The sequence below is a fragment of the Barnesiella sp. B2-R-119 genome, assembly GCF_023656675.1.
Taxonomy (GTDB): Bacteria; Bacteroidota; Bacteroidia; order Bacteroidales; family Barnesiellaceae; genus Barnesiella; species Barnesiella intestinihominis.
Genome location: NZ_JAMOKL010000001.1, coordinates 116,549 through 131,908, shown reverse-complemented (window position 1 = coordinate 131,908; position 15,360 = coordinate 116,549). Strand labels below are relative to the sequence as shown.

The following is a 15,360-nucleotide window of genomic DNA, read 5'->3' as shown; positions in this document are numbered from 1 at the left end:
TTTAGAATAAATATTAATATTTATTGGTATAATTGTTCCCAACGGAGATTTTCTTTGTAGGCCGCTTGATTAAAACGTTTCCATGATTTATTTGAAGGTGAGGTCCAGCCACATTCGGCAAAAGCCGCTATACGAGGATATAATTTACGGTACATGTCCGAAGGGGTAGGTATCCATTCTCCCCACATTTGGGCTCCTATTCCGATAATTAAATCCGTTTCTTTTCCGGTGATACCCGCCAAAGGATCGAAATGGTATGCTTTTTCGAGAGAAGTGTATGCCGTGTCATAATCGAGGTAGGTATATTCGTGATAGGAGTTAACCACTTGGTATCCTTTTTTGACTGTTTGTTTGATCAAAGAAGGGTCTCCTCTCCAAAAATGTACGATGGTTCCTTCTGCAAGCGATGCTCCGGAGGCTGCATCCTCAAAATCGGTGTAATCGTGTATTTTAACTCCGGTAATTTCATTCCAGCCCATCATGTGCTTTTTTTTGCTTTCCAGGTAATGGGAAATGGTATTTGTGAACCATATTTGGAGATCGGCAGGTGTTTTTATATTCTGTTCTTTCATGAAATTACGTACCTGTGCCGATTTTTTCCATTGGTCGTATTTGACTTCGTCTCCTCCGATGTGAATTGTTTCCGAGGGGAAAAGGTTACATACTTCGTCTAAAACATCTTTTATAAATTGTATGACTTTGGGATCGGCGACGTTATAAGCATGGTATTGTACTCCGAAGCGTGTAGGAACCTTGATAGATTGTTTTTCTGTTCCTAACTGGGGATAAGCTGCAATAGCCGCAGAAGCATGCCCCGGCATTTCGATTTCGGGAACGATAGTTATTTGTCGCTTGGCTGCATAGTCTATTATTTCTTTGATTTCTTCTTGTGTATAAAATCCCTCGTGTACTTTTCCATCGTAAATGTTACTGTTCCAGTTCCCTATTTGGGTAGAAGCTCGTTTCCCTCCGATTTTGGTCAGTAACGGATATTTTTTTATCTCGATTCGCCACCCTTGATCGTCGGTCAAATGCCAATGAAACGTATTCATTTTGAGACGAGCCATTTCGTCCAATAGCTTTTTAACTTCTTCTTTTCCTTTGAAATAACGGCCTTCGTCCAGCATGAGAGCCCGCCAGAGAAATTTAGGGCTATCGGCTATTTCGACGAACGGAATAACAAGCGTATTGTTTTGAGATGTTATTAGTTGTCTGAATGTCTGTAATCCATAGAATAGACCTTTTGTATCGGAGGCCGTAATTTTTGTTCCATAGTCGTTGGATACGAGCCGATAGCCTTCTAGGCCGATTGTATCGGGTTCTATGTCGAACATTAAATCGGCTATCCATTTAAAATTAGTAAACTTACATTTGACACCGGTATCGGACAAGAGGTCTTCGATATAATCTTTGTCCATTCCACTTTCGGGAGATAGGTAAATCGATAAGTTTTTCCCTATTGGCCTATATTGAGTTCCGATGGCGATTTGGTTGGGGTAGGGGATTATGTGGACTGTTCCTGTAAAGGGCTGTTGTCGGCAAGACGAGAATAATAAAATGATAATCAGCAGATTGAAATTTGATAAATTTTTCATGGTACTATTGTTTTTTATTTATACGGATAATTTTTTGAACGTACGTAATCGGTTATTTTCTTTTTTGAATCGAGAACAAAAATATATTTATCTTTGTACTCTTAAAAAAGGATTGTTTATGTTGCGGTTGCATACACTTTTTGTCTTTCTCTTTTTTGTATTTATTTCGGCTTATGGAGCTCAAACGTATTCTGTAAAAGGAGTCGTGACGTCTCGTGCAACGGGTGAGGGATTGCCCTTTGTCAGTGTGGGTATTTGGAATACTCCGATGGGGACGATGACCGATTCTTTGGGTAATTATTTCATTGGAAATTTATCTCCGGGAATGTACCGCATACAGGTTTCTTCTGTCGGATATAAAACTTATGTCTCTCCTGAGTTTCGTATATCGTCTTATGATTATACGCTTGATATAGCGTTGGAAGAATCGCAGGTGGCTTTAAGCGAGGTAAGTGTTGTGGCCGCTCCGTTTAGAAGTTCGATAGAGAGTCCTATCGCTATGAGGGTTATCGGTGTGCAGGAGATAGAAAAAAGTCCGGGCGCAAACCGGGATATTTCGAAAGTCGTAAATTCTTTTCCCGGTGTGGCTTCGGCTGTGGGAAACGGGTACAGGAATGATTTGATGATAAGGGGTGGAGGTCCTTCGGAAAATAAGTTTTTCTTAGACGGGGTAGAGATACCTAATATCAACCATTTCAGCACACAAGGGGCATCGGGAGGACCGGTTGGGATTATCGATGCCGATCTTATCCGTGAGGTCAATTTCTATACGGGGGCTTTTCCTGTGAGTCGGGGAAATGCTTTAAGTTCTGTATTCGATTTTAAACTGCTCGATGGTACTCCCGATAAATATACTTTTAAAGGAACCGTCGGAGCTTCGGAGTTGGCTTTGACCTCGAAAGGACATATTGGGAATAAAACGACTTATATCGTTTCAGTAAGGCAGTCTTATTTGCAACTACTGTTTTCCTTGCTCGATATGCCGTTTTTGCCCCGTTATACCGACGCTCAGTTCAAGGTAAAGACTCGTTTTTCACAGGAACATGAGCTTACGGTCTTGGGATTGGGCGCGATAGACGATATGAAGTTAAACACGGAAACGGATCCCGAAGATGAATCGAAACAATATCTGTTGAACTATTTGCCTACCATTAAACAGAATACCTATACTCTGGGTGCAGTCTATAAGCATTATTCGGGTAATCATACACAGACGGTCGTGTTGAGCCGTAGTTTTATGAATAACAGTAATATTAAGTATAGGGATAATGATGAATCTTCTACCGATAATCTGACTTTGAGGCTTAAATCGGACGAGATTGAAAATCATTTGAGGTTCGAGAACAGGTCATTGGTGGGGCTGTTTGATTTGACCGCAGGATTTAATGTCGATTATGCCGTTTATAGGAATAATACGTTTCAACGTGCATTTACCGATATCCCTAAGGAAATAAGATATAAAACGGATTTGGGTTTGTTCAAATGGGGTATCTTCGCAACTTCTGGATATAAGTCGGCCGACGATCGTTTTTCGGCTTCATTTGGATTTCGTCTCGATGCTTGTAATTATTCTTCTTTGACGGATAATCCTTTCAAGCAATTTTCTCCCCGGTTGTCGCTTTCGTATAATTTGATAGGGAATTTCTTTTTGAATGGTAGCATAGGTCGGTTTTATCAGCTACCGGCATATACGACAATGGGGTATCAAGAGGATAATGTTTTGATAAATAAATCGAGATTGAAATATATTTGTTCCGACCAAGCTGTCGTTGGAGTGGAGTATTATATCAACAAGTGGGCACGTTTGACGGTTGAAGGGTTTTATAAAAAATATACTCATTCACCGTTGTCTCTAAGGGATAGTATTCCATTGGCCTGTAAGGGGACGGACTACGGTGTGTCGGGTAATGAGGCGGCAAGCTCGACTGCGCGAGGCAGAGCCTATGGTTTGGAAGTGATGCTCCGTTGGTTTGGTATGGGACGGTTTACGGCATTGGCTTCTTATACATGGTATCGTAGTCAGTTCGAGGATCCGGCAACCGGGATTTATATACCGTCGGCATGGGATTATCGTCATCTTTTTACTTTGTCCGGGACGTATAAGTTACCTAAAAACTGGGATATAGGATTGAAATTCAGGTTGATGGGAGGGGCTCCATATACTCCTTATGATGAGTATACTTCGTCTCTTGTTCTGGCGTGGGATGCCACGGCTAGACCTTATTATGATTATGACCGGTATAATACAGGACGTTTGAAAACTTTCTATGAGGCTGATATCAGAGTGGATAAGTCGTTTTATTTCAAAGGTGTGATGTTGGGATTTTATGTAGATTTACAGAATGTGCTGAATTTTAAATACGATAATCCTCCGGTATTGATAAGCACGGGTGAAAAATATGTGGATAATGACGGGACAGAACGGTATCGCATGAAATACATCGCCCAACAAAGCGGAGTGATTCTGCCGACGTTGGGAATTACCGTGGAGTTTTAAGAAGCTGTTTTAATTTTTGTAGATAGATATTTTGTGCGATGATCTTAATCTGACATAAAAAAACTCGATACGGCTTCGAAGTTATTTTTTCACTTGTTTCGATCTGCGGTTCTTATAGATTATGTCTGAAATTTTTTCATCGAATGATGTTCCGGTATGTTGCATGAAACGAACATGTATCGGAAGAAAATAGAGCGCTTTTTTTATTGCGTCATCGAATGGGACCGATCGTAGTCTCGCTGCATCTTTTTCTGTGGTGATGATGTATTTTTTCTCTCCTTTCAAGGCCGAAAATCGTGTCGTTATATCGTTCAGATCGTTCGAAGTAAAGTTATGATGATCGGGATAAAGTAACTTTTCTCGCAGGTCGTGAAAATGAGAGATGTATTGCAGCATGGGAGCCGGGTTGGCGATTCCGGTTACTACCATCAATCCGTCTTTTCTCGATATATCTTTTAGCGATATTTCTCCTGTGGCAGTATCGGGGAATACTGCTTGCAGATGACCGTAAGAAAGAGTGGAGAAATATAGATTTTGGTAGGGAAACAGGTGTAACCAACGAGATATAATATTATATTCAATAGGTTTCATATCTATTGGACACTTGGTTACGATGACCATATTGGCTCTCGACAATTCGTGTCGAGATTCACGTAATCGTCCCGCCGGTAATAGTTTGTCGAGATGTAAAGCTCTATTGTAGTCGGTCAATACTATCGAGGACAACGGCGTAACATAGCGATGTTGGAAAGCATCGTCGAGTAGAATCACATCGATGTCGGGTATTTGTTTTTTTAATTGTTTGATACCTCGACGGCGATTGGCATCTACCGCGACGGTTATATTGGGGTATTTTCTTTTTATCTGGTAAGGTTCGTCTCCTATTTCACGGGCGGTAGACTTGTCATCGGCCAATATGAATCCTCTGCTTTTTCGTTTGTATCCTCTGCTGAGTACGGCAATATGATATTTATGACCGAGTAATTCGATCAGGTATTCGATGTGAGGCGTTTTGCCTGTCCCTCCTACGGCAAGGTTGCCTACTGATATGACGGGTATGTCAAACTCTTCGGCCGGGAGAATGCCCCAGTCGAAGAGTTTGTTTCTAATCTCTACTCCGAGTCCATATAGCCAACTGACCGGAATGAGCCAATGGTTTATCTTAACCGATTTTCCGTACATAAGACTTAGTAGAGCTCAATGTCTTCCATACGGTATTGTACGGGATCTATATTTTGACATTGCTCCAACGCTTTGAAATATTTATAATTTTCACCTAAATAAGAAGCGGCTATTTTTGAGCGAACATTCATTCCCAGCTCGTCCATTAATTGTTCCATAGCCGTTTTTTGTTTTGGATAAGCACTTGTTTTATATTTGTCGAGTTTGGCTTTTTGAGCAACCCATTCGATAGCAGCATCCAAATCTCCCAATTCATCGACCAGACCTATTTCGAGGGCTGTTGCACCGTCCCACACACGACCTTCGGCGATTTTTTTGATTGCCTCGATGCTCATGCCACGGCCTTCGGCGCAACGAGTGGTGAATAATTCGTAGCCTCGTTCTATGTATTGTTGCATTTGCCGATGTTCATCGGTTGTCATAGCCCGGCTTACCGAGGGGAAATTACCATATTTATTGGTTTGTACGCCGTCGAATGTAAGGCCTAATTTACCAGTCAATAAACCTTTATAGTTAGGGATTAGGCCATAAATGCCGATCGAGCCTGTCAATGTAGTGGGATTTGCAAAGATACGGTCGGCATTGCAAGAGATGTAATATCCACCCGATGCAGCGACATCGCCCATCGATACGGCTACTGGTTTTCCAGCAGCTTTAATAGCTTCGATAGCAGCCCATACTTGTTCCGAACCATAAGCACTTCCACCCGGAGAATTAACCCGGAGAACAACTGCTTTTACGTTTTTATCGTTTTGTATTTTGGTTAAATCTTCGACCAGCTTGGCGGTGTTCACTCCGTTGGTTTCACCCATATCGATGCCTCCCTCGGCATAGACGATAGCAATTTCGTCTTTGGCTTTATTTGGGGCTTGCTTGATCGATGCTACTTCGTTGATTGATGCGAAGATTAAATCATCGTCTTTATCTATTCCCACTTTGGCTTTCAGAAATTCGTTCATTTGAGGACGGTACATTAACGTATCGACCAATCCTTTGGCAATTAATTCTTTGGCATCGACTGTCACCAATAGAGTGTCGGCCAGATTGTTCAGCTGGTCCACCGATATGTCTCGGTCTTGCGAAAGTTGTTCGAGAAGATGATTCCAAATAGGAGTCATGTAGGCCATCGTCTGCTCGCGGTTCGCTTCACTCATTTGCGTGTTGATATAAGGTTCTACTGCCGATTTGTATGTTCCTACTTTTAGGACTTGGACTTCGATACCCAATTTATCGTAAAGCCCTTTTACAAACATTATTTGACTTGCCAGCCCTCTGAAATCGATAGCTCCTACCGGATTTAGAACGACACTGTCGGCTACCGCACTCAGTAGATATTCGCGTTGTGTGTAGTCGTCGGCATAAGCATAGATGAATTTATCGCTCTCTTTGAAATCTTTCAGAGCCCGGTGTATGCGGTCGAGAGTGGCAACACCGAGGGAAGAGCCGTTAGCATCGATGTATATGCCGGCAATGTTCGGGTTTGTCTTGGCTGTTTTTATAGCTTTAATGATGTTGTCAAGACCGTCTGTTTTTTGTTGGTTCCCAAACAAAACGCTCATGAAATCTTCTTGGCTACGGTCGGTAACGATACCTAAATCCAATTTCATGATAGTGTTTGGTTTCGCTGTGTATTCGGTTTCTGTCGAAACCGCCATTCCGGTTAATGCGGCGATGGACAATAATGTTAATAATATTCCTGCAATCATTACGCCCAATACGCAGGCGAATGTCGTGGTGAAAAATTTTTTCATTGTTCCTTGTTTTTATTTATTGTTTGTTTCATTCTATTTTTACAAAGATAGATTTTTTGTGAATAAAAAGGATTGTAACTGGTTTATCTTTCATTCTTAATATGGTGCAAACATACATATAAAATTTTAATTCAAAAAGAAAATCAATAAATAATTATCGTTTTTCGATAAAATCTATATATTATACTTTGCTCTTGGGTATTTATTTTGATTGATATTTATGAATTTTTATTTGTACTGGTTTGATTATTAGTGAAATATATCCTTTTTATTGATTCTTCGATGATTGTTCCGCAGAGTGATATGTGCCACGAGATTGGAGAAAGATAGATTTTTGGGGGCGGTGACATTTCTCTTTATATTCAAGAATCAGTATCTTCGTAATGAAAAAAAGTATAAGCACAATGATAATAAGGTTTGCAGAAGAAAAGGATATAGAGCAGATAAACAAACTTTTGGTACAAGTAAATAGTATTCATCATCGAGGACTCCCCGATTTATTTAAATCCGGGAAGAAAAAATATACAGATGAAGAATTAAGAAAAATTATGTCCGATTGCGATACCCCGGTTTTGGTAGCGGCAGATGATAAAGATAGAGTCTTGGGATATGCGTTTTGTATTTTTCAGCAACATCGGGATAGTCATATTCTCACGGACATAAAGACTCTGTATATCGACGATTTGTGTGTCGATGAAGGCCAACGGGGCAATGGTGTGGGTAAAGTGATTTATGATGCGGTGGTTCGGTTGGCTAAGGAACAAGGGTGTTACAATGTCACTTTAAATGTGTGGTGTTGCAACGAACCGGCTATGGCGTTTTATGAAAAGTGTGGTTTAAAACCGCAAAAAGTAGGAATGGAGATGATTTTGTAGGTCAACATCTGTCGTTTTTGTTTCATGAAGAAGGTTAAAGGAAGCGATTTTTTCTGCGGTGAGTTATTCCCAGAATCGACTTCTGTCGAAAAAACAGAGGCTTTACCCAATTCCTATGATTGGGGAGACCTTTTCGAACGACTTTCACAGTCCCGGTTTCGCAGCAAATTTCGTTTAACGACTAAGGAAATAGTGTATCTGAAAGAAAAAGGAGTGGATACGATTGCCCGTCATGCCGCCGATTTTATTCGTAAACGATTGGCTCCGGCCGTGATTCCCAACGATGGTAAACAAACTCCCATGCGCGGGCATCCCGTATTTATAGCTCAACATGCCACCGGGTGTTGTTGCCGAGGTTGTTTCGAAAAATGGCATCGTATACCGGCCGGTCGAGAATTGACCGATGAGGAACAACATTATGCCGTGGCTGTGGTGATGGAGTGGATAAAACGACAGCTCGGAGAATAGTAAAGAACACGGTTGTAGTTTATTTCTCATTTATTTTTTGTCTGTATCGATTTAAGGTTGTTGTGTTCGGTGGCAGCCATTATCTCTTTGAACATATATTACTATTTATTTCTAATTAAACCATTTTCAGACCTATGATTGATGCAATTAATGTCGTAACGAAAAACAGTCGACCGAAAGTTGCAGGTTCATGGAAAAAGACGATGCCTACTATCACCGTACCGACAGCGCCGATTCCTGTCCATACAGGGTAGGCCATGCCGATAGGAATTGTCTGTATGGCTTTGGCCAGAAGTATCATACTTAGAGCCAGACAAGCTAGAAAACCTATGCCCCAAAAGTAATATTCGAGGCCTACAACTCCTTTCATTTTTCCTAAGCAAAAAGCGAAACACGATTCGAAGAATCCTGCTACAATCAAAATAATCCAGTTCGTCATAAAATCGAGAGGTTAATTTGAAAACGGTGCAAAGTTATTCCAGTCCCGCCTATTTTTACTTTACATTTGATAAGAAGTGAAATAAGTTTTTGACGATTAATGATGAATGATATCGAACGTAGTAAAAAAATCCCGATACATAACGATGTATCGGGATTCTTCGAAATATAATTAGAAAATTATTATTTAGTCACGACCAATTTGGTTACCTCGGTTTGGCTGCCGGAAACGATTCTGACGATGTAGATACCCGATGGCAGGTTCCGTACGCTTATTGTTTCCCCGTAAAAATAACGAGACTTTTCATTCCCGGATATATCGAATATGGACAAGTAGTCATATTCACCGGAAACTGTTACTGTCTCTTTTGCCGGATTGGGGTGAATCGTTCTGCCGTTTAATTGGTTTTCTTCTATTCCGTTACCTTCTTCTACATCAAACTCTATTTCTGTCATAGGAGTCGTTACCGAAGAAAAGACAGCTTTCACACCTGCTTTATGTTTACCTTTATTCAGACCGGAGAACAGATAATTGCTCTGTTGGGTCGTGTTGATTTTTTCACCATCTAAATAGACTTCGAAAGAGATATTTTCTTTCATGTTGTTTAAATCGACTCCTTCTGGTAACTCTACTCCGATGAATATATCGTCGACCATAAAGATGAAAATATTATTGGAGACGCAGTTAATCGTTATATATTTGGCTTCGGCAGGAATGGTATATTTATATTCCGTCCAATTTCCCATCGGAACTTCTATCGGGTTTTCTCCGTTCAGCCAGATGAAATCGGTTGCGTCATTACCGGAGACCGAATATCCTACGTTCATCAACTCTTTACCATAATCTTCCGTATAACTCTTGGCATAAAACTTCAATATAAAGTCTCGATTGAAGTTCAGTTCGGGAGAAATGATAAAGTCATTGTTCGCACCTGGACGTGCAGGGAATGAAGCTAAGTATTTTTCTCCGCTACGTGGTCTGATATTGGAATCGAAAAGTGCGATGTTGGGGTCGGTAGCGTATGGGTTAAAGATCATATAGGCTTTCGGAAGAGTCGCATTGATGTAGTCTACGTCGTCGATTCCATAAGTTTCTTGACCGTCACCGTCGATATAAGTCCAGCCTATGTTTCCAGCCGAGTTGATAACAAAATCGGTATGAGTTTCGAAATCGTCGAAAAGATGTTCCGACACGTTCCATTTGAATATGCGCTCCTGTTCATTGTCGGTTTTCACCACTTCGAGATTGAATGGATTGACGATATATTCTTGTAATATGTAACCAGATTTTTCGTAACTGTTTTCAGTGGAAAAGTCTTCGGATTCGGCTGTGTAGTTATTGAAACCTTTTAATGAAATGTTTATATCGTAAGTTCCTTTCCATATATTGGAGAAGACGATTTTACCCGAAGCATCGGTTGTACCGGTGTATATATGTTCGCTGTTTCTATCAATATTTGTCAGAACTACTTGGGCTCCTTTCGCTTCGTTGGTAGGAGTGTTCGTTTTTATATTGAGAGTGATCTGAGTGTACATATCTTTCGTTAACGCTTGCGTGAATGCTGCCGGCGAAACGATTTCTCCGTTATTGTAAACGGTTTTGACTGCATAATGATAAAATCCTTGTTTCAAGGAACTCCAATTTGTATCGGTATAGGAATATGCCTCTACTGTTTCGGCAGTTAATAATTCCCATTGTTCCGGAGTATCTTTCTGTTCGGTGGTTAGTCTCCATACTTGGTATTTTTTATCTGTCGTGGCAGGCGGTAATTCGTCTTCACCGCTCAGAATACCGATACCGCGAATCATCAGAGAACGTTTGATATCGTGTTCTTCCGTATAAGTGAACTTTCCAGTCGTGTAATCTTCTGAAAAACAATTTGTTTTTTCGGCAAACGGATAGTCGGGTCCTTCGCCTGTATCGAGTCCTAATCCGACGTGGCCTTCATAGCTGAGAGCCAACATGTATCCATTCGGTGCATTTATCGGTTCCGGGAATTCAAAGCTGCTCCATTCCATATCTTTGTTGGGAACATTCGTTTGAGAGTATAAGATGGTCGAAGTGGGCTCTCCTTCGGCATCTAAATCGAACACAAAAATATTGACCGTATGATGTGTGGTAAGGTAATTTTCTGTGAACCATGTCATTCCGGTTAGCTTGGTCGGTGTTCTGAATACCGAACCATATACACTTTTTACTGTCGATCCTGTTGTCCCGAGTCTTCCACCATGTATCCCGTTATCGTGACGGAATAAACGGGTATCCATAGGTTCTTTCCACTCTAATTTTACCTGTTCTCCCTGAATTTCAGCTTGCAATGAATAGGGTGGCAGAGGCTTGTCTTTTAGTATGATGTCGTCTAAAACGATATTACTGTTCTCTACGTTCAGAGTCAGTGTATCGTTGCTTAACCCGTAACGTTCGATGGTTAGTGCGTATAGGTTGGATTGATATACTTGTGGGAATATAAATGTACCGTTGGAACCGGATTCTGTCGAGTAATCGGTATATCCGGTTATCGATACTTTCGCATGACTGATAGGTTCGTTTTTACTGTTTACTATTTTACCGCTTACGGAATAAGTAGGCAGTTCCTCCAACGTCGTATTTATTTTCGCGGTATCTCCCATTTCGACGATTATATCGCTCTGTTCGATATAGCGGTAACCTGTTTTATTGAACGTCAATGTATAGTTCCCTGCTTCCAGTTCTTTAAATTCATAGAAACCTTTTTCATCGGTAGTGCATTTGGTTTCAGCGTCTTTTATGGTTACTTCCACGCCCTCCAAAGGTGTTTGTCCGTTTGTTACGACACCCGATAAGACCCCTTCGCTGACTTCTTCTAATAAGACGTCGGTTACATAAAGGATAAACATGTACGGCTCAGAGTGGCAATGGAAAGAAATGTGATAATTTCCTGATTCCAACTTTTCGGGGAGAATGACTTTATATTCGACGAATGTATTGCTTTCGATTTCGTAGTCGCCGAGTAAGGTCGTCTGTTCAGCGACAGAAGCTCCTGTACCCAGATGTACGGCGACCTTTTCGGGATAACCTACGTCATAGGATTGTAATTTAAACTTTAAGCGATAGATTTTGTCTTTTTCCAAATGAATCGGCGAAGAAACCAACCAATCGTCTCCCCCGGTTTCTCCATCTTCATTATAGTAATAATAAGCGGCTGCAAGAGTCGTTTCCCGTTTCCATGTGTATTCGTCATTATTGGCGTCGATCACATTCCAGAGAGCGAATTGGTCGTCTGTCGCGAAATTACATCGGTAAGGTACAGTTAATGCCGGACCCATGACAAGCCTGTCCGTGGTTGCGGTTGGACCTGCGCCATCGAGAGTAATGGCTTGTATCTGATAAGAATAGATATTTAGTTTTGTGATGGAATTATCTATGTATTCATTACCGGTCGTAGTTTCGGCTACAACGATAGAATCCGGAAGACGAGTAATTTTATAGGTGAGAGCAGAGGCATCTATCCAACCTCCGTTTGCACCGGTTTGTGGAGTAGTCCATGTTATCTTTGCTCTGTTTTCATCGAGGACAATCAATGATAGTTGGGAAGGAGCTGCCGGTACGTCACGTCCTATGAATATTGATTGTGCCGTGGTGCTGCTTGTTCCCTCGTTATTGATTGCGGTAATTCGATATACGACCGATCCATTTTGTTGTATTCCGGTATCTTGCCAATTACTTTTTTCTCCGATTGCCGGGTTTGTGATTTCGTGAACGAGTTGTTCGTTTCTATAAATTTCTATCTTTGTTAAGTTGGTTAGTTTATTCCCTCCGAAAGTTAAAGATGGATTTGTCCAACTCAATTCGGCAGATAATTCTCCATTAGCTCCCGGTGTGATTTGTAAATCCGAGATTTCGGCAGGAGCATTAGGATTCGTTTTTTTGAAGGGTATATAAAGTCCTACGACTTGTGCATAGTTCCCTAATTTACTAATCCCTTCTGCTGCTCCCGTAGAGGTATCTATCGTTCCCCAAAAATTATATCCGGCCCAATAAAGAGTATTTGTTTCGTGATCGAACTCCATAGATTGAAGATCCTCGCTTACCCGTTCACCGGTATAGCCGATGTCTGTGGCTGCCCCCGTAAATTTATCGATACTCCATAAATCTCCATAGTCTACATCGATGGCATATAATTGACCTTCATAAGAACAGGCTAAGGCTACATATTTGCTTTCGCCTATCTCTCCTGCAATGGTCGTTTCTCCGGTGGTCAGATTTACTTTCAATAGCAGCGTTGTATAGACGCTTTCATCATACCCGATGGCATACATGGTTTGGGTCGAATAGTCGTATGTCATATCCTGAAATAAAAATGGCATACCTCTATAATCTGCGACCTGTGTGGACTCTCCGGTGGAAAGATCTATGCGATTGAATGAGTAAGGGGTGGCATTATAACCGTCGGTCTCATATAGATAAACATAATAGAATCCTTCGGCGAATGCACCTGCACAGGCTACTCTTGCTTGGTCGTAAGGCCATACGGGTTGAATGTCATCGGCCGCATCGGTTTTGAATTTACAAATACCGTATTCGTCTTGGTTGTAATCGTCATATCTCAGCCAACCGTAAACATCACGACTGTCGGTTTGGGCAGAGATGGTCATGGATAATAAGGTAAATCCTAATAATACTAATAAATGAAAAAGTTTTTCTTTTCTCATATTAACCACTATTTTTTAGTTTTAATATACAAATGTAAACTAATATGCTGCTTTTCTCGAAAAAAAAGAATGGACAATCGGTGGACAGATGGCATTTTTCGTATATTTGTATCATGAAAAGAGGTTTTTTATTCGTTTGTTTATGGTTATATTCCTTTAACTTTTGGGGGCGTGAGGTTATAGGGACGTATTGGAAGCCTATCGATAATACATTCGATTCGATTGCAGATGTGCTTGAATTGGAATTTATATCTACCGATAGTATTTATTATCGGGATTCGTTGATACAGGAATTATATACCATAGCCCGAGCTCACCATAAAGAAACGGTGTACCTGTGGCGAGCTAAATTTTGGGATGCAAGGTCGCAGCTTAAAAAGAACAATTCCGATTCTACAATTCATTTAATTGATGAGGCCTATCAGCAGGTAGATTCCATACGTTATGTTTATGATTATATGCGTGTTTTTCATTTATGGACAATTATGCATAAAAATCAGCCGCATGTTGCTTATAAGAATTTAAAGAAAATATCGGAGTATTATGCCCGGACGAACAATCTGTTCATGTTGGCTCATGCTTATATCGATATGGGAAACATACTGAGTCGCCTGAAAGATTATCCTAAGGCGTTGGAGTATTTGCAGAAAGCAGATTCTTATTATAAGAAACTGAATAAGCCGGTTTATCGGGCAAAAAACCAGTTGAATATTTCGAATGTTTTATATTCGATGAATGAAGAGGTGCAGGCCGAAAAAATTCTTTATAAACTGTTGGAAAATCCTGTTTGTGTTGAAGATACGTCTTTCTATATCAATACTTTGTTATTGTTGACTGAACATGATGTACCTCTGAGTAAAAAATATGTTTCAGAAGCGTATCGATTGTCTACCGAATTTGCGAATAAAAGACTGTTGATTCAGTCGGAGTGTTTTATGGGGCGTTTTTACCAAAATAATCATAGACAGGATAGTGCTTTGTATTATTATAGAAAGGCATGCCGTAGAGTGAATATTCGGAATATCGACCTCATCGTTCCTGTCATAAAGAATATGTCGGAATGTTTTGCTGCCATACAGCAGGAGGACAGTGCTTATGTTTATTTGAACAGGTATGAACAATATAAAGATTCGTTGGACCAAGTAAACAGTTTGGCTGAAATTAGACGTATGGAAAGCCGGGCGGCCATAGAGAAACAGGAACTCGAATTGCAGCAGGCGGAAGAAAGAGGCAGGTTCCGGTTCGTTTTGATTCTTGTCGTTTGTGCATTCATACTTTGTATTGCCGCATTGGTTTGTTATATATTTTGGAAAAAGAGTAGGGAGGAGAAGATAAAGAAACAATTGAAAGAGTTGGAAAATAAAGAATTGGTGACTCGGTTGGAGAATGAGATGTTGCAGAATAATTGTTTCAAAGTGGAATTGGAGTACAAAGATAGGGAGCTTGCCTCCAATTCGTTGATCATCATGGAGAAGAACCAAGTATTGAAATCTCTTGTCGATGAATTGGAAAAAGAAAAAGATGCCGGAAATATTCAATCGAACACGGCTTTGCAAATTAGTAACAATATAAGAATGCACTTGGGGACCGACGATGAATGGGATTTCTTTAAAATGCAATTTGTAAAGGTACATCCCGATTTCTTTGTTCGGTTGAAGACTTTGTGTCCATCTATTACCGAAGGGGAGCTTCGTTTATGTGCATATATCCGTACAGGTATGGAAAATAAACATATAGCCCAAATGCTCTCTTTACAACCTGAGAGCGTTAAGAAAAATCGTTATCGTTTGAGACAAAAGTTGAATTTGGGGAAAGAGTCGCTCGAAGATTTTTTGAGAGGTATTTAATATACTTGGAATGAG

9 protein-coding genes are annotated in these 15,360 nt (G+C 40.6%); 4 read left to right on the top strand and 5 right to left on the bottom strand.

The window, feature by feature from the left end; genetic code table 11:
- Positions 1 to 20: 20 nt before the first annotated feature.
- Complete coding sequence (locus NBH06_RS00500) at positions 21 to 1,595, bottom strand: beta-N-acetylhexosaminidase (protein WP_250792228.1); 1,575 nt, start codon at positions 1,593 to 1,595, stop codon at positions 21 to 23.
- 118 nt (positions 1,596 to 1,713) lie between these two features.
- Here NBH06_RS00500 and NBH06_RS00495 point away from each other — a divergent pair, with 118 nt between their 5' ends.
- Positions 1,714 to 4,092 (top strand): TonB-dependent receptor, encoded by a 2,379-nt coding sequence (locus tag NBH06_RS00495; RefSeq protein WP_250792226.1) that lies wholly within the window; start codon positions 1,714 to 1,716, stop codon positions 4,090 to 4,092.
- 81 nt (positions 4,093 to 4,173) lie between these two features.
- Here NBH06_RS00495 and lpxK read toward each other — a convergent pair whose 3' ends face one another.
- Both lpxK and sppA read right to left on the bottom strand, forming a co-directional pair.
- Positions 4,174 to 5,274, bottom strand: coding sequence for a tetraacyldisaccharide 4'-kinase (lpxK, locus tag NBH06_RS00490; RefSeq protein WP_250792225.1), 1,101 nt, complete (start codon positions 5,272 to 5,274; stop codon positions 4,174 to 4,176).
- A gap of 5 nt (positions 5,275 to 5,279) precedes the next feature.
- Positions 5,280 to 7,025 (bottom strand): signal peptide peptidase SppA, encoded by a 1,746-nt coding sequence (gene sppA / locus NBH06_RS00485; RefSeq protein WP_155012316.1) that lies wholly within the window; start codon positions 7,023 to 7,025, stop codon positions 5,280 to 5,282.
- 404 nt (positions 7,026 to 7,429) lie between these two features.
- On the opposite strand from sppA, the gene NBH06_RS00480 reads away from it, so the two are divergent.
- Together NBH06_RS00480 and NBH06_RS00475 are read left to right on the top strand one after the other, a co-directional pair.
- Entirely contained in the window at positions 7,430 to 7,900 is a 471-nt protein-coding gene (locus NBH06_RS00480) for a GNAT family N-acetyltransferase (protein WP_250792223.1), read from the top strand.
- Positions 7,901 to 7,924: 24 nt separating this feature from the next.
- Complete coding sequence (locus tag NBH06_RS00475) at positions 7,925 to 8,368, top strand: DUF4186 domain-containing protein (RefSeq protein WP_155012317.1); 444 nt, start codon at positions 7,925 to 7,927, stop codon at positions 8,366 to 8,368.
- Between the two features lie 115 nt (positions 8,369 to 8,483).
- On the opposite strand, the gene NBH06_RS00470 is transcribed toward NBH06_RS00475, so the two are convergent.
- Both NBH06_RS00470 and NBH06_RS00465 read right to left on the bottom strand, forming a co-directional pair.
- Positions 8,484 to 8,807, bottom strand: coding sequence for a DMT family transporter (locus tag NBH06_RS00470; RefSeq protein ID WP_250792221.1), 324 nt, complete (start codon positions 8,805 to 8,807; stop codon positions 8,484 to 8,486).
- A gap of 182 nt (positions 8,808 to 8,989) precedes the next feature.
- A complete protein-coding gene (locus NBH06_RS00465; RefSeq protein ID WP_250792219.1) occupies positions 8,990 to 13,498 on the bottom strand; it encodes a carboxypeptidase regulatory-like domain-containing protein in 4,509 nt (1,502 codons plus the stop codon).
- 113 nt (positions 13,499 to 13,611) lie between these two features.
- Between NBH06_RS00465 and NBH06_RS00460 the strand changes: the two genes are divergently transcribed.
- Positions 13,612 to 15,345: a tetratricopeptide repeat protein gene (locus NBH06_RS00460; protein ID WP_147401620.1), complete on the top strand. Its 1,734-nt coding sequence runs from the start codon at positions 13,612 to 13,614 to the stop codon at positions 15,343 to 15,345.
- The last annotated feature ends 15 nt before the right edge of the window (positions 15,346 to 15,360 follow it).

Coding starts and splice junctions, on each gene's coding strand:
- sppA (WP_155012316.1), bottom strand. CDS start 7,025: ATGAAAAAATTTTTCACCACGACATTCGCCTGCGTATTGGGCGTAATG.
- NBH06_RS00480 (WP_250792223.1), top strand. CDS start 7,430: ATGATAATAAGGTTTGCAGAAGAAAAGGATATAGAGCAGATAAACAAA.
- lpxK (WP_250792225.1), bottom strand. CDS start 5,274: ATGTACGGAAAATCGGTTAAGATAAACCATTGGCTCATTCCGGTCAGT.
- NBH06_RS00465 (WP_250792219.1), bottom strand. CDS start 13,498: ATGAGAAAAGAAAAACTTTTTCATTTATTAGTATTATTAGGATTTACC.
- NBH06_RS00470 (WP_250792221.1), bottom strand. CDS start 8,807: ATGACGAACTGGATTATTTTGATTGTAGCAGGATTCTTCGAATCGTGT.
- NBH06_RS00495 (WP_250792226.1), top strand. CDS start 1,714: ATGTTGCGGTTGCATACACTTTTTGTCTTTCTCTTTTTTGTATTTATT.
- NBH06_RS00460 (WP_147401620.1), top strand. CDS start 13,612: ATGAAAAGAGGTTTTTTATTCGTTTGTTTATGGTTATATTCCTTTAAC.
- NBH06_RS00500 (WP_250792228.1), bottom strand. CDS start 1,595: ATGAAAAATTTATCAAATTTCAATCTGCTGATTATCATTTTATTATTC.
- NBH06_RS00475 (WP_155012317.1), top strand. CDS start 7,925: ATGAAGAAGGTTAAAGGAAGCGATTTTTTCTGCGGTGAGTTATTCCCA.